Source organism: Streptomyces sp. NPDC007905 (assembly GCF_042959345.1).
Classification (GTDB): Bacteria; Actinomycetota; Actinomycetes; order Streptomycetales; family Streptomycetaceae; genus Streptomyces.
On sequence record NZ_JBIBKS010000013.1, the window covers coordinates 73,692 to 90,437 of the forward strand.

The 16,746-nt window shown below is 70.9% G+C and carries 15 protein-coding genes and 1 tRNA gene; 12 read left to right on the top strand and 4 right to left on the bottom strand.

Going from position 1 to position 16,746, the window contains the following annotated elements:
• Positions 1-49: 49 nt before the first annotated feature.
• Positions 50-1,606 (bottom strand): potassium/proton antiporter, encoded by a 1,557-nt coding sequence (locus ACFZDC_RS23325; protein ID WP_391326657.1) that lies wholly within the window; start codon positions 1,604-1,606, stop codon positions 50-52.
• A gap of 223 nt (positions 1,607-1,829) precedes the next feature.
• Here ACFZDC_RS23325 and ACFZDC_RS23330 point away from each other — a divergent pair, with 223 nt between their 5' ends.
• Positions 1,830-4,649, top strand: a complete 2,820-nt coding sequence (locus tag ACFZDC_RS23330) for a penicillin acylase family protein (protein WP_391326658.1) — start codon at positions 1,830-1,832, stop codon at positions 4,647-4,649.
• Positions 4,650-4,720: 71 nt separating this feature from the next.
• Here the strand turns inward: ACFZDC_RS23330 and ACFZDC_RS23335 are convergent, their stop codons facing one another.
• The gene (locus ACFZDC_RS23335; protein WP_391326660.1) at positions 4,721-5,374 is read right to left on the bottom strand and encodes a 5-formyltetrahydrofolate cyclo-ligase; all 654 of its coding nucleotides are present in this window, start codon (positions 5,372-5,374) and stop codon (positions 4,721-4,723) included.
• Positions 5,375-5,435: 61 nt separating this feature from the next.
• Between ACFZDC_RS23335 and galU the strand changes: the two genes are divergently transcribed.
• From galU to ACFZDC_RS23370, 7 genes are all read left to right on the top strand, one after another.
• A complete protein-coding gene (galU, locus tag ACFZDC_RS23340; RefSeq protein ID WP_391326662.1) occupies positions 5,436-6,347 on the top strand; it encodes a UTP--glucose-1-phosphate uridylyltransferase GalU in 912 nt (303 codons plus the stop codon).
• Positions 6,344-7,666 (top strand): gephyrin-like molybdotransferase Glp, encoded by a 1,323-nt coding sequence (gene glp / locus ACFZDC_RS23345; RefSeq protein ID WP_391326664.1) that lies wholly within the window; start codon positions 6,344-6,346, stop codon positions 7,664-7,666. Before galU ends, glp begins: the two co-directional genes overlap by 4 nt.
• A 114-nt stretch (positions 7,667-7,780) precedes the next feature.
• Positions 7,781-8,293 (top strand): cyclic pyranopterin monophosphate synthase MoaC, encoded by a 513-nt coding sequence (moaC, locus tag ACFZDC_RS23350; RefSeq protein WP_391326666.1) that lies wholly within the window; start codon positions 7,781-7,783, stop codon positions 8,291-8,293.
• Positions 8,290-8,805: a molybdenum cofactor synthesis domain-containing protein gene (locus tag ACFZDC_RS23355; RefSeq protein WP_391326668.1), complete on the top strand. Its 516-nt coding sequence runs from the start codon at positions 8,290-8,292 to the stop codon at positions 8,803-8,805. Before moaC ends, ACFZDC_RS23355 begins: the two co-directional genes overlap by 4 nt.
• Before the next feature lie 26 nt (positions 8,806-8,831).
• Positions 8,832-9,464, top strand: coding sequence for a GNAT family N-acetyltransferase (locus ACFZDC_RS23360; protein WP_391326670.1), 633 nt, complete (start codon positions 8,832-8,834; stop codon positions 9,462-9,464).
• 172 nt (positions 9,465-9,636) lie between these two features.
• Positions 9,637-10,839, top strand: a complete 1,203-nt coding sequence (glpR, locus tag ACFZDC_RS23365; RefSeq protein ID WP_391326672.1) for a gephyrin-like molybdotransferase receptor GlpR — start codon at positions 9,637-9,639, stop codon at positions 10,837-10,839.
• Positions 10,840-10,932: 93 nt separating this feature from the next.
• Positions 10,933-11,006 (top strand) — tRNA-Ala (locus ACFZDC_RS23370).
• A gap of 49 nt (positions 11,007-11,055) precedes the next feature.
• Here the strand turns inward: ACFZDC_RS23370 and ACFZDC_RS23375 are convergent.
• On the bottom strand, positions 11,056-11,532 hold the full coding sequence (locus ACFZDC_RS23375) for a GNAT family N-acetyltransferase (protein ID WP_391326673.1): 477 nt from the start codon (positions 11,530-11,532) through the stop codon (positions 11,056-11,058).
• Between the two features lie 70 nt (positions 11,533-11,602).
• On the opposite strand from ACFZDC_RS23375, the gene ACFZDC_RS23380 reads away from it, so the two are divergent.
• Positions 11,603-12,406, top strand: a complete 804-nt coding sequence (locus ACFZDC_RS23380; RefSeq protein WP_391326675.1) for an exodeoxyribonuclease III — start codon at positions 11,603-11,605, stop codon at positions 12,404-12,406.
• Between the two features lie 19 nt (positions 12,407-12,425).
• Here ACFZDC_RS23380 and ACFZDC_RS23385 read toward each other — a convergent pair whose 3' ends face one another.
• Positions 12,426-13,046 (bottom strand): MerR family transcriptional regulator, encoded by a 621-nt coding sequence (locus ACFZDC_RS23385; protein ID WP_391326934.1) that lies wholly within the window; start codon positions 13,044-13,046, stop codon positions 12,426-12,428.
• A gap of 223 nt (positions 13,047-13,269) precedes the next feature.
• On the opposite strand from ACFZDC_RS23385, the gene ACFZDC_RS23390 reads away from it, so the two are divergent.
• From ACFZDC_RS23390 to ACFZDC_RS23400, 3 genes are read left to right on the top strand one after another with little or no spacing between them, the layout of a single operon-like run.
• Positions 13,270-14,865 (top strand): NAD(P)-binding domain-containing protein, encoded by a 1,596-nt coding sequence (locus ACFZDC_RS23390; protein ID WP_391326677.1) that lies wholly within the window; start codon positions 13,270-13,272, stop codon positions 14,863-14,865.
• The gene (locus ACFZDC_RS23395; protein WP_391326679.1) at positions 14,862-15,830 is read left to right on the top strand and encodes an alpha/beta fold hydrolase; all 969 of its coding nucleotides are present in this window, start codon (positions 14,862-14,864) and stop codon (positions 15,828-15,830) included. Before ACFZDC_RS23390 ends, ACFZDC_RS23395 begins: the two co-directional genes overlap by 4 nt.
• Positions 15,827-16,711, top strand: a complete 885-nt coding sequence (locus ACFZDC_RS23400; protein WP_391326681.1) for a short-chain dehydrogenase/reductase — start codon at positions 15,827-15,829, stop codon at positions 16,709-16,711. The genes ACFZDC_RS23395 and ACFZDC_RS23400 overlap by 4 nt, the downstream gene beginning before the upstream one ends.
• Positions 16,712-16,746: the final 35 nt, after the last annotated feature.

The window sequence follows — 16,746 nt, forward strand, 5'->3', positions numbered from 1 at the left end:
TGCGGCCACCTGGGATTATCGGGGGGTGTGAACAGTGCGAAATCCGCACTTAACGAGACCTGCCCGCCCCGGCGCCGTTCGTCCCGAGCCAGCCGGCCAGCTTGCCGCCGTGGGCGACCGCGCGCAGACGTCGTTCCGCGGCGTCGCGCACCGGGTCCGTGGCGACCACGAGGAGTTCGTCCCCGCGCCGCAGCACCGTCGTGGGCAGCGGAACAAACGACTTTCCGTCCCGGACGACGAGGGTGACGGCGGCCCCGGGCGGCAGCCGCAGCTCGTGGACCTCGACGCCGTGCATCCGGGAGCCCTCGGGGATCAGGACGGACAGCAGATGCCCGCGCAGCCGCTCCAGGGGCGCCGACTCGATGCCGAGGTCGGACGCCTCGCCCTCCTCGCCGAGGCGCAGAGTGCGCGCCAGCCAGGGCAGCGTCGGCCCCTGGACGAGGGTGTAGACCACGACCAGCACGAAGACCATGTTGAAGATGCGGCGGCTGCCCTCGACGCCGTTCACCATGGGGATGGTCGCCAGGATGATGGGCACGGCGCCGCGCAGCCCCGCCCACGACATGAGCGCCTGCTCCGGCCACGGCACCCGGAACGGGACGAGGCTGAGCATCACGCTCAGCGGGCGGGCCACCATGGTCAGCACCAGCCCGATGACCAGCGCCGGCAAGATGTCGTCGCCCAGCTCGTGCGGGGTGACGAGCAGGCCGAGCAGGACGAACATGCCGATCTGGGCGATCCAGCCGAGCCCCTCGGCGAACCCGCGGGTGGCGGGCCAGTGCGGGAGTTTGGCGTTGCCGAGCGCCATCGAGGCCAGGTAGACGGCGAGGAAGCCACTGCCGTGCGCCAGCGCGCCGGCGGCGTACGCCGTGACGGCGATCGCCATGACGGCGATCGGGTAGAGGCCGGAGGCGGGCAGGGCGACGTGCTTGAGGCCCCAGGAGCCGAACCAGCCCACCGCGATCCCTATGGCGGCGCCGATGGCCAGTTCCAGGGCTATCCGGCCCAGCAGGACGTACCAGTGCTCGACCGGGCCGGCCGTGCTGAAGGCGACGACCAGGATGACCACCGGGGCGTCGTTGAATCCGGACTCCGCCTCCAGCGTGGCCGCCACGCGCGCGGGGAGCGGAATTCTCCGCAGCACCGAGAAGACGGCCGCCGCGTCCGTCGAGGAGACCACCGCGCCGATGATGAGCGCCTGTCGCCACTCCAGCCCGACCAGATAGTGCGCGCCCGCCGCCGTGATGCCGACGCTGATCGCGACTCCCGCCAGTGCCAGCACGGAGGCCGACGCCAGGACCGGCCGGATCTCCTTCCACTTCGTGCCGAGACCACCCTCGGCGAGGATCACGACCAGGGCCGCGTACCCCATGACCTGGGTCAGTTCGGCGTTGTTGAAGTGGATGTCGCCGATGCCGTCCTGGCCCATGAGGACGCCGATCCCCAGGTACACGAGCAGGCTGGGAAGCCCGCTGCGTGAGGAGATCCGGACGGCCGCGACGGCGACGAGGAGGACGACGGAGCAGACGAGCAGGAGCTGGTTGAGGTGGTGAACAGTCAGCAGCGGTTCCCTTCCTTGACCCGCGCGAGGGACGCGCGAGCTCACGTACCCAAGACCCCAGGCTGCGGCGCACCGCACCCAAGTACTTCGTTACTTTACCTAACTCTTGACGCTTTCTTGACGCTCGCCCGGGCAAGATCGAACGCCCGTGCGCGCTGGATCCCCACTCCGCGTCAAGTGGCTCGGGGCCCTGCGCCTATGGTTGCTCCAGCGCTCATTCAAAGTCACAGCCCGACCTGCCGCTCGCGTTAGGACAGCAAGGACAGCGATGCCCCCCAACACCACCGCCACAACGGGTGACACCGCCACCACGGGTGCCACGGCCGTCAAGTCCGGCAGGAAGAAGGGGCGCAAAGCCCGGCTCATCGTGCTGGTGCTCGTCCTGGCCATCATCGGCGGCGTCGCCTACGGGGCGTACTGGTCGATCAGTATCGTCCGCGCCTCCTTCCCGCAGACCAAGGGCTCGATCACGCTCGACGGCCTCTCGGGCCCCGTCGACGTCAAGCGTGACGGCAACGGCATCCCGCAGATCTACGCCTCGTCCGACGCGGACCTGTTCATGGCGCAGGGCTACGTCCAGGCGCAGGACCGGTTCTACGAGATGGACGTGCGCCGGCACATGACCTCCGGGCGCCTGTCGGAGATGTTCGGCAAGGGCCAGGTCAAGAACGACGAGTTCCTGCGCACCCTCGGCTGGGACCGGATCGCCAAGGAGGAGTACGACACCAAGCTGTCGGCCTCCACCAAGAAGTACCTGCAGGCGTACGCCAAGGGAGTCAACGCCTACCTCCAGGGCAAGGACGGCAAGGACATCTCCCTGGAGTACGCGGCCCTGAGCTTCACCAACGACTACCAGCCGCGGAAGTGGACCCCGGTCGACTCCGTCTCCTGGCTGAAGGCGATGGCCTGGGACCTGCGCGGCAACATGCAGGACGAGATCGACCGGGCGCTGATGACCAGCCGCCTCGGCCCGCAGCAGATCCAGGACCTGTACCCGCAGTACCCGTACAGCCGCAACAAGCCGATCGTCCACGAAGGCCAGTACAGCGAGCTGACCAGTACCTTCCAGCAGGGCGGCGCCACAGGCGCCGCTCAGGGCGGGACGGGCGCCGCTCAGGGCGGGACGGGCGCCGCTCAGGGCGGGACGGGCACCACCGGCTCCTCCACCTCGTCCACGGCCGGTTCGGCCCTGACGAGCCAGCTGGCGGGCCTCTACAAGGTCCTGGACGACGTGCCCACCGCCGTCGGCGTGAACGGCCAGGGCATCGGCTCCAACTCCTGGGTCGTCTCCGGGAAGTACACGATCTCCAAGAAGCCGCTGCTCGCCAACGACCCGCACCTGTCGGCGTCGCTGCCGTCCGTCTGGTACCAGATGGGCCTGCACTGCCGCAGCGTCTCCAGCAAGTGCCAGTACGACGTCACCGGCTACACCTTCGCCGGCATGCCGGGCGTGATCATCGGCCACAACGCGGACATCGCCTGGGGCATGACCAACTCCGGGGTCGACGTCACCGACCTGTACCTGGAGAAGGTGACCGCGAACGGTTACCTGTACGACGGCAAGGTCCGGCCCTTCAAGACCCGCGAGGAGACCATCGACGTCGCCGGCGGCAAGTCCAAGACCATCGTCGTACGCCAGACCGCCGACGGGATGCCGCTGCTGTCCGACCGCGACGACGAACTCGTCCAGGTCGGCAGGAAGGCCACCGTCAACACGGCCGCGCCCGACCGCGGCGACGGCTACGGCATCGCCCTGAGGTGGACGGCGCTCGACCCGGGCACCTCCATGGACGCCGTGTTCGCCCTCGACAGGGCGGCCGGCTGGAACGACTTCCGCTCCGCTGCCGCCCTGTTCGACGTGCCCTCGCAGAACCTCGTCTACGCCGACACCGACAACCACATCGGCTACACCCTGCCCGGCAGGATCCCCACGCGTTCCTCGGCCGACGACGGCTCGATCCCGGCGCCGGGCTGGGAGTCGAAGTACCGCTGGACCGGGTTCATCAAGCAGGACGAGCTGCCCTACGAGTACGACCCCGCGCGCGGCTACATCGTCACCGCCAACCAGGCCGTGGTCGACAAGGACAAGTACCCGTACACGCTCACCACGGACTGGGGCTACGGCACCCGCAGTCAGCGCATCACCGACCTGATCGAGTCCAAGATCAAGGACGGCGGCAAGATCTCCACCGACGACATGCGCCAGATGCAGCTGGACAACAGCAGCGAGATCGCCAAGCTCCTGGTGCCCAAGCTGCTGAAGATCAACCTCGACGACAAGGACGTCCGCGAGGCCCAGAAGCTGCTGGAGGGCTGGGACTACACCCAGGACGCCGACTCCGCCGCTGCCGCCTACTTCAACGCCGTCTGGCGCAACGTCCTCAAGCTCGCCTTCGGCAACAAGCTCCCCAAGGAGCTGCGCGTCAAGGGCCAGTGCCTGTGGGTCGACAAGATCGACAGCACCGGCCCGCTGGACGACGACACGAAGGTGCGCGAGTGCGGCCAGCGCGACGCCGACCAGGCGCAGCCGGACGGCGGTGACCGCTGGTTCGAAGTCGTGCGCAAGCTGATGGACAAGCCGGACAGCGACTGGTGGAAGACGCCCGCGTCGGGCACCCGCCCCAAGGCCGAGAACCGGGACCAGCTGTTCGCCCGCGCCATGATCGACGCCCGCTGGGAGCTGACCGCCAAGCTCGGCAAGGACATCGACACCTGGAGCTGGGGCCGGCTGCACCGCCTGTTCCTGAAGAACCAGACGCTCGGCACCGAGGGCCCCAAGTTCCTGCAGTACGTCCTCAACCGCGGCCCCTGGAAGCTCAGCGGCGGCGAGGCCACCGTCGACGCGACCGGCTGGAACGCCGCCGGCGGCTACGGCGTCGTCTGGGTGCCGTCCATGCGGATGGTGGTCAACCTCGCCGACCTCGACAAGTCCAGGTGGATCAACCTGACCGGAGCCTCCGGGCACGCCTACAGCGCCCACTACATCGACCAGACGGGCAAGTGGGCCAAGGGCGAGTTGCTGCCCTGGTCGTTCTCCGGCGGTGCGGTCGACAAGAGCACGAGCGACAGCCTCGTCCTCGAGCCGTGAGGTGCTGACGGCATGCCGCCGACAGGGCCCTCTCACGCGCGTGGAGGGCCCTGTCGCACGGGGCGGCCCGGTCAGGCGCTCGTGAAGCGGCGCACGCCCGACGGTGTCACCACCGCGTGCACCGGCCGGTCGTGCGGCTCCGCCGGCACGCGGGTGACGACCTCCGTGTCGTACAGGAGCACCACGAGCGCTGGCCGGGCGCCCGCGCGTTCCAGACGCGCGAGCACGCGGTCGTACGACCCTCCGCCGCGTCCCAGGCGCATGCCGCGCGCGTCCACCGCGAGCCCGGGCAGCAGTACGACGTCGGCGCCCGTCACGGCGTCCGGGCCGAGGCGCTCGCCGGAGGGCTCGAACAGGGCCATCTTTGCGCCATGTTGGATCCGCGCGAGCGAGTCGGGGCCGGCGTACTCGCCCCAGTCCAGGTCGTTGTCGAGCAGGAGCGCGGGGAGCAGGACGCGCACGCCCCGCGCGCGCAGCGCGTCCAGCAGCGCGAGGGTGCCGGGCTCGCTCCCGACGGAGACGTACGCCGCCACCGTGCGCGCACGGGCCAGTTCGGGCAGGTCGAGGGCCCGCTCGGCCAGCGTGTCGCCCGTCTCTCGGACGACATCCTCTGTCAACCCGTTCCTCACCGCGAGGAACTCCCGTCGCAACTTTCGCTTGTCAGGCTCGTCCGTGCGTGCGTCGTGTTCCACAGGTCGTTCTCGCGCCTTTCTTAATGTGCTCATATGAGAGCGAATTAACCGGAGCCACAGATTCCGCACAAAGGCACCGGATAAGGTTGCGGGCATGACTCAGTCGCACCCCAGGATCAGCAAGGCTGTCATTCCCGCAGCAGGTCTCGGTACCCGGTTCCTGCCGGCCACCAAGGCCACTCCCAAGGAGATGCTGCCGGTCGTGGACAAGCCTGCGATCCAGTACGTGGTCGAGGAGGCCGTGTCGGCGGGGCTCGACGACATCCTCATGATCACCGGACGCAACAAGCGTCCCCTCGAGGACCATTTCGACCGCAACTACGAGCTGGAATCGGCGCTCGAGAAGAAGGGTGACGCCGAGCGGCTCGCGAAGGTGCAGGAGTCCAGCGACCTGGCCACCATGCACTATGTGCGCCAGGGCGACCCCAGGGGCCTCGGCCACGCCGTCCTGTGCGCCGCCCCGCACGTCGGTCACGAGCCCTTCGCCGTCCTCCTCGGTGACGACCTGATCGACCCCCGCGACCCGCTGCTCCAGCGCATGATCGAGATCCAGGAACAGCACGGTGGCAGCGTGGTCGCCCTCATGGAGGTCGCTCCCGAGCAGGTCCACCTCTACGGCTGTGCCGCCGTGGAGCCCACCGCCGAGGGTGACGTGGTCCGGGTGACCGGCCTGGTCGAGAAGCCCGACCCGGCCGACGCCCCGTCGAACTACGCGATCATCGGCCGTTACGTCCTCGACCCGCACATCTTCGAGATACTCCGCAAGACCGAGCCGGGCCGCGGCGGCGAGATCCAGCTCACCGATGCCCTTCAGCAGCTCGCCGAGGACGAGAAGGTCGGCGGCCCGGTGCACGGCGTCGTCTTCAAGGGCCGCCGCTATGACACCGGCGACCGTGGCGACTACCTGCGTGCCATTGTCAGACTGGCGTGCGAACGTGAAGACCTGGGCCCGGACTTCCGGACCTGGCTTCGCAGTTACGTAGCCGAGGAGATGCAGCAACGTTGAGCAGCGCCGCGACCCGCCCCACCGGCCCGGACCACCTCTGGTCGGTGGACGAGCACCTGGAGGACGTCCTCACCACCGTCCGTCCCCTCGAACCCATCGAGTTGCAGCTGCTCGACGCCCAGGGCTGCGTCCTGGTCGACGACATCACGGTGCCGGTCTCCCTGCCACCGTTCGACAACAGCTCCATGGACGGGTACGCGGTGCGGGTCGCGGACATCGCGGGCGCCAGCGAGGAGTTCCCGGCCGTCCTGGAGGTCGTCGGGGACGTCGCGGCGGGCGCGGCCGGCCTGGTCCGGGTCGGCCCCGGTGAGGCGGCCCGCATCATGACCGGCGCTCCGCTGCCGCCCGGCGCCGAGGCCGTCGTCCCCGTCGAGTGGACCGACGGCGGGCTCGGTGAGGGGCCGGTGAGCGGGATGCGGGCGCGCAGCCTGTCACCCGAGGGCGCCGAGGGGCAGGTACGCGTGCACCGCCCTGCCGAGGCACGGGCGCACGTGCGCGCCAAGGGCAGCGACGTGAAGGCCGGGGACCTCGCCCTGGGGGCCGGGACGGTCCTCGGCCCGCCGCAGATCGCGCTGCTCGCCGCGATCGGCCGGGGCAGCGTACGCGTGCGCCCGCGTCCGCGCGTGGTCGTCCTGTCCACGGGCAGCGAACTCGTCCAGCCCGGCGAGGAGCTGGGCCACGGCCAGATCTACGACTCCAACAGCTTCTCCCTCACCGCGGCGGCGCGGGACGCGGGGGCCATCGCCTACCGGGTGGGCGCCGTCGCCGACGACGCCGAGACCCTCCGGTCCACCATCGAGGACCAGCTCATCCGTGCCGACCTGCTGGTGACCACCGGCGGGGTGAGCGTCGGGGCGTACGACGTCGTCAAGGAGGCGCTGTCGCACGTCGGCGACGAGGACGAGGCGGGCAGTGGCATCGAGTTCCGCAAGCTCGCCATGCAGCCCGGCAAGCCCCAGGGCTTCGGCTCCATCGGCCGCGACCACACGCCCCTGCTGGCCCTGCCCGGCAACCCGGTGTCGTCGTTCGTCTCCTTCGAGCTGTTCGTCCGCCCCGCGATCCGCACGCTGATGGGCCTCGAGGACGTCCACCGGCCCCGCACCCGGGCGACCCTGAGGTCGGACAAGGCGCTCGGCTCGCCCAAGGGGCGCCGGCAGTTCCTGCGCGGGACCTACGCCGACGGCGAGGTGACCCCCGTGGGCGGCTCCGGCTCCCATCTGATCGCGGCGCTGGCGCGCGCCGACGCGCTGATCGTCGTCCCCGAGGACGTGGAGTCCGTCGAGCCGGGCACCGAGGTGGAGGTCGTCCTGCTCGGCTGAGCGCTCGCACAGGGGTCCTGGCCCGGTGCCCGCCCCGACTTGGCGGTACCGTGTCGCGCACAGCAGGCCCGTGCGCCGCACCGCGACGGGCCCGGACCGGGAGCGCCACACACCATGACCGTGCCATCCCGGGGGGAGACCCCCGGAACCTCCGCGCAGGACCGACTGACGCACATCGACGAAGCGGGCGCGGCCCGCATGGTCGACGTGTCCGGCAAGGACGTGACCGCGCGCACCGCCCGCGCCGGCGGCCGCGTCCTCGTCTCACCCCGCGTGGTCGAGCTGCTGCGCGGCGAGGGGGTGCCCAAGGGGGACGCCCTGGCCACCGCGCGCATCGCGGGCATCATGGGCGCCAAGCGCACCCCTGATCTGATCCCGCTCTGTCACCCGTTGTCGGTGTCCGGTGTGAAACTGGACCTGTCGGTCGCGGACGACGCCGTGGAGATCCAGGCCACCGTGAAGACGACGGACCGTACAGGCGTCGAGATGGAGGCCCTCACCGCGGTGACGATCGCCGCGCTCACCGTGATCGACATGGTCAAGGCGGTCGACAAGGGAGCGGTCATCACGGACGTACGGGTGGAGGAGAAGACGGGCGGCAAGTCGGGCGACTGGAGCCGGGCATGAGCGGCGGGCCGTACCGCGCGCTGGTCGTGACCGCGTCCCACCGCGCGGCCGCAGGCGTCTACGAGGACCGGGGCGGACCGCTGATCGCGGAGGGCCTCGAGAGGTTCGGGTTCACCGTCGACGGGCCGCGGGTCGTGCCCGACGGGGACCCGGTGGAGACGGCGCTGCGGGAGGCCGTGGCGGCCGGATTCGATGTCGTCGTCACCACCGGAGGCACCGGCATCTCGCCCACCGACCGCACGCCCGAGGCGACCCGGAAGGTGATCGAGCACGAGGTGCCGGGCATCGCGGAGGCCATCCGGGCGTTCGGTCGGGAGAAGGTGCCGACCGCCGCGCTCTCCCGGGGACTGGCCGGGGTGGCGGGGCGGACGCTCATCGTCAACCTGCCGGGTTCCACCGGCGGGGTGCGGGACGGCCTGGCCGTCCTGGAGCCGCTGCTGGTGCACGCCGTCGACCAGATGCGCGGCGGCGACCACCCCAGACCCGGCGCCACCAGTGGGGGTGCGAGCTGAACAGCCCGTCCTGGCCCGCCGTACTGGTGGACGGCGATGTCGTCCTCCGGCCGATAAAGCTGCGCGACCAGCGGGCATGGCGTGAGGTGAACCGGCGCAACCGGGACTGGCTGCGCCCCTGGGAGGCGACCATTCCGCCGCCCACGCCGAGCGGGCCGATCGTGCACCGGCCGACCTACCGCCAGATGGTCCGGCACCTGCGGTCGGAGGCCAACGCGGGCCGGATGCTGCCGTTCGTCATCGAGTACCAGGGGCGGCTCGTCGGGCAGTTGACGGTCGCCGGGATCACCTGGGGATCGATGTGCTCGGGGCACGTCGGCTACTGGGTGGACGAGGCGGTGGCCGGGCACGGGGTGATGCCGACGGCCGTGGCCCTCGTGGTGGACCACTGTTTCCGCACCGTCGGGCTGCACCGCATCGAGGTGTGCATTCGCCCCGAGAACCGGCCCAGCCGACGCGTCGTGGAGAAACTCGGATTCCGCGAGGAGGGGCTGCGGCCGCGTTATCTCCACATCGACGGAGCCTGGCGCGACCACCTCGTCTTCGCGCTGACGGCGGAAGAAGTGCCCGAGGGGTTGCTCGGACGCTGGCAGCGGGCGCGCTCCGCGCAGGAGCGGCACACACCACACCCGGGGAATCACGCCCAGTCCGGAAATTGAATATGTGTTCGAAATTGATCGGTCGGCGACCGCCTGGAGGCATTCAATTCGCGACTTCGACGGTCCGGTGATCGCATCGGTCGCAAAAAAAGCTGGAAATATCAGCCAGATCGTGCGACACACCGGCCCAATTGGCGGATGGCCTCGCGCAAACCCCTCTACCGTGTGAGACGTGAGCAGCAGCGGCCTCATCTACGCAGTCATCGTCGGGGCCTGGGCCGCCTACTTGGTGCCGATGTGGCTCCGTAGGCAGGACGAGCTGAACGAGGCCCGTCCAACGGAACGCTTCAGCACCGCCATCCGGCTGCTGTCCGGACGGGCGGGAATGGAGCGCCGGTACGCCAAGGACCTGCGGGCGCGCTCCGCCCAGGAGGGGGAGCCGGCCTCCGGCGACCCGGACGCCGTCACCGACTCGGTGGACGTCCGGGCCTTCGCCGTGCCTCCGACCCGCCGTCAGGTACGCGCCGACGCCGAGCCGGAGACGTCCGGACGGACGGAACCGGCACGCGAGCAGTCCGTCATCCCGGCGCCCAAGTCCCCCTCCGCACCTATGTCGGGCACCGTCCCCGCGCAGAAACGTGTACCGGCCCCGCGGCGCACACCCTCGGCGCAGGCGTCCGCGGCGCGCGCTCAGCGCTCGAAGGTGCTCGCGCGACGCCGGCGCACCACCGTGATGCTCTTCCTCGCCTTCACGCTCGGCGCGATCGTCGCCGCCGTCGGCGGCCTCGCCTTCCTGTGGGCGCCCGGCGTGCCCGCGGTACTGCTCAGCGGGTACATCGCCTACCTGCGCTCCCAGGAGCGCCGTCGCTTCGCCTACCAGATGGACCGCCGGAGCGCCGAGATCGCGGCCCAGCGCCTGCGCGAGCGTCAGCCGCGCCGGCGCGCGCCGCTCGACGCGGGGTCCGGCGCCGACGTACCGGACGAGGGGCCACACACCGAGACCGACCCCGGCCTCTCCGCGCTCGCCGCGGACCGTCGCGCCCTCGTCGAGCAGACCGACCACGCCGAGTGGGTGGACCAGCAGCGTGAGCGGCAGCGGCGGCCCGGGCACGGGGACAGCTGGGACCCGGTGCCGGTACCGCTGCCGACGTACGTGACCGCACCGGTCGCGCCGCGGGCCACCTCCGACGTGGACCTGGGCGCGCCCGACACCTGGAGCTCGGCGCGTTCCAGCTCGGTCGCACCGGAGCAGGAGGCCGGCCACGCGCCCGAGGCCGACACGGACCATGCGGTGCCCGAGTCCGAGGACAAGCCGGCGGACGGCCGCAGCGACGCCCGCCGCGCCGCCTCCGCACGACGGGCTCGCGGGCGCGGACGCACGCCCCTCTTCGATCAGTACGAGGACGGTGGCCGCCCCCGCGCGGCCAACGAGTGACGGCCGTCACGCCGCTGGAACCCCGCCCCTGACCAGTCAGGGAACGGATTTCCAAGCACCCCGACGGGGATGCTAGAGTTTCCCTCGTTGCAAGGGCCTGTGGCGCAGTCCGGTAGCGCACCTCGTTCGCATCGAGGGGGCCAGGGGTTCAAATCCCCTCAGGTCCACGCATCGTGAAGCCCCAGTCGGCATTGGCCGACTGGGGCTTCGTCGTGTCTACAGCTGCTTCGCGTAGCAGCGGCTCTCCTCGTAGTGGCGGTAGTAGCCGAACTTGGTGCAGGGCTCGTAACCGCACGACGTGTACAGGGCGATGGCCTCCGGCTGCTTGGTGCCGGTCTCCAGGACCATGCGGACACGGCCGGCTGCCCGGGCGTCCTCCTCCAGGGCCGTGAGCATGCGGCGGGCGAGGCCCAGGCCACGCATCTCCGCGACGACGAACATCCGCTTCAGCTCGGCGTCGCCGTCCTCGTTGCCCTCCCCGTTGCTGTCCTGGCTGCGCCAGCCCCCGGTGGCCACGGGCCGGTCGTGCTCGTCGTAGGCGATCAGGTACACACCGCGGGGCGGGTCGAAGTCGGCGGCGTCCAGGGCCGTGGCGTCGCCGCCGTCGCCGTAGCGCAGGTGGTACTCGGCCTGGACCTCGTCGTTGAGCTTGACGGCGTCGGGGTGATCGAAACGAACGCGACGTATATTCATGCTGGGCATCGTACTTCTATGCAAACGGTGGGAATGCGGTCCTCGACCAGTGTGCCGGTATCGTGCCCTGGTGCTGACTGTGACCTCGGTGAACGTGAACGGGCTGCGGGCTGCCGCGAAGAAGGGCTTCGTGGAGTGGCTCGCCCAGACCTCCGCGGACGTCGTCTGCCTGCAGGAGGTGCGTGCCGAGCCGCACCAGCTGCCCGAGGAGGTCCGGCAGCCCGACGGATGGCACGTCGTGCACGCCCCGGCCGCCGCCAAGGGCCGCGCGGGTGTCTCCCTCTACACACGGCGCGAGCCCGACCGCGTCCGGGTCGGCTTCGGCTCGGCCGAGTTCGACGGCGGCGGCCGCTACGTCGAGGCCGACCTGCCCGGCGTCACCGTCGCCTCCCTCTATCTGCCCTCCGGCGAGGTCGGCACCGAACGCCAGGAGGAGAAGCTCCGCTTCATGGGCGAGTTCCTCGCCCACCTCAAGCAGTTGCGGGAACGGGCCGCCGCCGACGGGCGCCACGTGGTCGTCTGTGGCGACTGGAACATCGCCCACCAGCAGGCCGACCTCAAGAACTGGCGCGGCAACACCAAGAACTCGGGCTTCCTGCCCGAGGAGCGGGAGTGGCTCGGCCGGGTGTACGCCCCGGAGGACGGCGGCTACGTCGACGTCCTACGCGCCCTGCACCCGGAGGTGGAGGGACCGTACACGTGGTGGTCGTACCGGGGGCGGGCGTTCGACAACGATTCGGGATGGAGGATCGACCTCCACGTTTCCACGCCGGGGCTCGCGGCCAGGGCGGTCAAGGGGTACGTCGAGCGCGCGGCCACGCACGCCGAGCGGTGGTCCGACCATGCGCCGGTGACCGTCGTGTACGACCTGTAGGGGCGGACGGGGCCGCGGCTCAGTCCTGTTTCCTCATCCGCCGGTCCAGCGCCAGGGACAGTTCCGCCTCCACCACGCTCCGCGCCAGGGGGCGCAGGCGGTGGAGGTCGTCCTCCGTGGTGTGGCGCAGGATCAGGGCGGTGAAGAGTTCCGCCAGGGCGTCGGCGTGTTCGCGGACGCGCTTGCCCGCCGTCAGGACCTCGGCGAGCGGGATGCCCTCGCGGACCAGGGCGGAGGAGACGTCCAGCAGGCGGCGGCTGATGTGGACGATCTCGTCGCCGTCGGTGCCGAGGTAGCCCAGGTCCATGGCGGCCGCGAGGTTCTCGGGGGTGACCTCGCCCTCGAAGCGGGCGGCGAGTTCCTCGGGGGTGAGGCGGACCGGCTCCTCCTCGGTGGGGGTGCCGACGCCGAGGAGGTCGGCGACGCCGCGGCCCTGGTCGAGGGCCTCCGCGAGTTCCGCGATCCCGGTGAGGGTGTGGCCGCGTTCCAGGAGTGCCGCGATCGTGCGCAGGCGGGCCAGATGGTGGTCGTCGTACCAGGCGATGCGGCCCTCGCGGCGGGGCGGCGGGATCAGCTTGCGCTCGCGGTAGAAGCGCAGGGTGCGCACGGTGATGCCGGCCAGGCGGGCCAGCTCCTCCATGCGGTATTCACGCGGTTCGCCGGTCTGCCCGCCGCCCTGCTCGTCCTTGTGTCCGCCGTCGTCTGCCACGCCCGCAGCCTATGTTGTACCGCCGGTACCCGCGGCGGAGCCGCTGATGCAAACAGCCCTTCCCGCCCCCTACCGCTCGGTACGGAGCTGCTCTACAGTCCCATTGCGCCAGTGTTCACTGGCAGAATCCAAGGTGATGCGTGGAGGCTTCGGGATGGCCGAGCACGAGCATGTTCGAGTGGCGGTGATCGGGTCCGGGTTCGGCGGTCTCGGGGCCGCCGTGCGGCTGCGCCGGGAGGGGATCACCGACTTCGTCGTCCTGGAGCGGGCCGACAGCGTCGGCGGCACCTGGCGGGACAACAGTTACCCCGGGTGCGCCTGTGACGTCCCGTCCCATCTGTACTCCTTCTCCTTCGCGCCCAACCCGGACTGGCCGCGCACCTTCTCCGGGCAGGAGCACATCCGCGCCTATCTGGAGCACGTCACCGACGTCTTCGGGCTGCGCCCGCACATCCGCTTCGGCGCTGAAGTGAAGATGATGAGGTGGGACGGCGAGCAGCTGCGGTGGGAGATCGAGACCGCGCGCGGGACGCTGAGCGCCGATGTCGTCGTGTCCGCGACCGGGCCGCTGTCCGACCCGAAGATCCCCGGGATCCCCGGACTCGAGTCCTTCCCGGGCACGGTGTTCCACTCGGCCCGCTGGGACCACGACTACGACCTGAGCGGTAAGCGCGTGGCCATGGTCGGCACCGGCGCCTCCGCCATCCAGATCGTGCCCGCCATCCAGCGCCGGGTCGGCCGGCTCACCCTCTTCCAGCGCACCCCGGCCTGGGTCATGCCCCGGGTGGACCGGGCCATCAGCGGCGCCGAGCGCCGGCTGCACCGGGCGCTGCCCTTCACCACCCTGCTCCGGCGCGGTCTGCTGTGGGGGATGAGGGAGCTGCAGGTGCAGGCGTTCACCAAGCATCCCGACGAACTCGGCCTGGTCGAGCGGCTCGCCAGGCGCAACATGGCCCGCGCCGTGAAGGATCCGGCCCTGCGCGCCAAGCTCACCCCCGACTACCGCATCGGTTGCAAGCGGATCCTGCTGTCCAGCGAGTACTACCCGGCGCTGGCCCAGCCGAATGTGGACGTCGTCGCGAGCGAGCTCAGCGAGATCCGGGGCTCGACCGTGGTCGCCGCCGACGGCAGCGAGGCCGAGGTCGACGCGATCATCTTCGGTACGGGCTTCCACGTCACGGACATGCCCATCGCCGAGCGCGTGGTCGGCGCGGACGGCGTCACGCTCGCGGAGTCCTGGAAGAACGGCATGCAGGCGCTGCGCGGCGCCTCGGCCGCCGGGTTCCCCAACTGGATGACGATCATCGGGCCCAACACCGGCCTCGGGAACTCCTCCATGATCCTCATGATCGAGTCCCAGCTGAACTACATGGCCGACTACCTGCGCCAGCTCGACGTCCTCGGCGGCCGCAGCGCCCTCGACGCCCGGCCTGCCGCCGTCGACGCGTGGAACCGCGAGGTCCAGGAGCGCATGCGACGCACCGTGTGGAACACCGGCGGCTGCACCAGCTGGTACCTCGACGCGAGCGGCCGCAACACCACCATCTGGCCCGGTACGACATCGGAGTTCCGGCGCGCGACCCGGCGGGTGGACCTCGCGGAGTACGAGGTCATTCGGAAGACCGGCGCGCAGGAGACCGGCGCGGAGGAGGCCCGCGCGGAGGAGGCCCGCGCGAAGGAGACCGGCGCGCCCTCGCGCACCACCTCCGCGCCCGCCGCCGGAACCCAGCAGAGCGAGGCCGCCGTATGAGCCGCATCGCCTCCGTGTCCACCGGACCCTACGCGCCGCCCGCCCCCTCACGCACCCTCACCGTCGTCTCCGCCGACGGCGCGCGTCTGCACGTCGAGGTGCACGGGCCCGAGAATGCGCCCGCTGTCGTCCTCTCCCACGGCTGGACCTGTTCGACCGCCTTCTGGGCGGCGCAGATACGGGAGTTGACGCGCGACCACCGGGTGATCGCGTACGACCAGAGGGGGCACGGGCGCAGTCCGGCGAGCCCCGCGTGCACCACCCAAGTGCTGGCGGACGACCTGGAGGCGGTGCTCGCGCAGACGCTGGAACGCGGGGAGAAGGCACTGGTCGTCGGCCACTCCATGGGTGGGATGACGATCATGGCCGCCGCCGCGAGCCCCCGCTTTCGTGAACACGCCGCCGCCGTCCTGCTGTGCAGCACGGGCAGTTCCCGGCTGGTCGCGGAGTCGCTCGTGCTTCCCTTGCGCGCCGGGCGCGTACGCACCTGGATCACCGGGCACATTCTCGGTTCACGCGCCCCTCTCGGACCGGTCACACCCCTCGCGAAGCGCATCCTCAAGTACGGCACCATGGGCGCCGGTTCCGCCCCGCACATGGTGGAGGCGTGTGCGCGGATCGTGCACGCCTGCCCGCGCGCCGTACGCCACGGCTGGGCCGGTGTGCTCGCGGCGCTCGACCTCGATCACGGCGTACGGGAGTTGCGCGCACCCACCGAGGTGGTGCACGGCGCCTGCGACCGGCTCACGCCCCCCGTGCACGCCCGCACGCTGGTGGCCGCGCTGCCCCACTGCATCGGCCTCACCGAACTGCCCGGCGTCGGCCACATGACCCCGATCGAGGCTCCCGATCTGGTCACCGGCAGGATCCGGGAACTCGTCACCACGTACGTCACGGGGAACCCCCCGGCGGCACAGCCGCAGCCCCACCCCACCCCCGTGCAGCAGATCAAGGAGGGCGCATGAGCAGGGTCAGCCTCGAAGGGCAGGTCGCCGTCGTCACCGGAGCGGCCCGCGGCGTAGGCGAGTTGCTCGCCCGCAAGCTCTCCGCGCGCGGCGCCAAGGTCGCGTTGGTCGGACTGGAGGAGGAGGCGCTCAAGGCGGTCTCCGAGCGTTTGCACAGCGACAGCGCCCACTGGTACGCGGACGTCACCGACCACGAGGCGATGAGCCGGGTGGCGCAGGAGGTCAAGGAGCGCTTCGGCAAGGTCGACATCCTCGTCGCCAACGCCGGTGTGGCGACCGGCGGACCCTTCGCCGACTCCGATCCGCAGGCCTGGCGGCGGGTGATCGAGGTCAATTTGATCGGTTCGGCGGTGACCGCGCGCGCGTTCCTGCCGGTGCTCACCGAGAGCCGTGGCTATCTGCTGCAGATCGCCTCGCTCGCCGCGATCACCCCGGCGCCGATGATGACGGCGTACTGCGCCTCCAAGGCGGGCGTGGAGGCGTACGCGCACAGTCTGCGCGCCGAGGTCGGCTACCAGGGCGTGCGCGTCGGTGTCGCGTACCTGTCCTGGACCGACACCGACATGGTGCGCGGCGCGGACCAGGACGAGGTCATGCGCGAGCTCAGGCAGCGGCTGCCGTGGCCGTCGAACAAGACCTACCCGCTGGGCCCGGCGGTGGACCGGATCGTGGCCGGGATCGAGCGGCGCTCGGCGCACGTGTACGGGCAGTGGTGGCTGCGCGGCATGCAGGGTGTGCGCGGATACCTGCCGGCGCTCATCGGCACGGTCGGCCAGCGCGAGATGCGGCGGTTCGCGCCGCGGCTGCAGGGGATGCGCTCCGGACTCGTCGGCGCAGGTGGAGAGGCCGACGAGGCGGCCCGCGCTACGCACCGTAACTGATCGACGTGCACTCCGTGTTCCCCCGTGTGAATCTG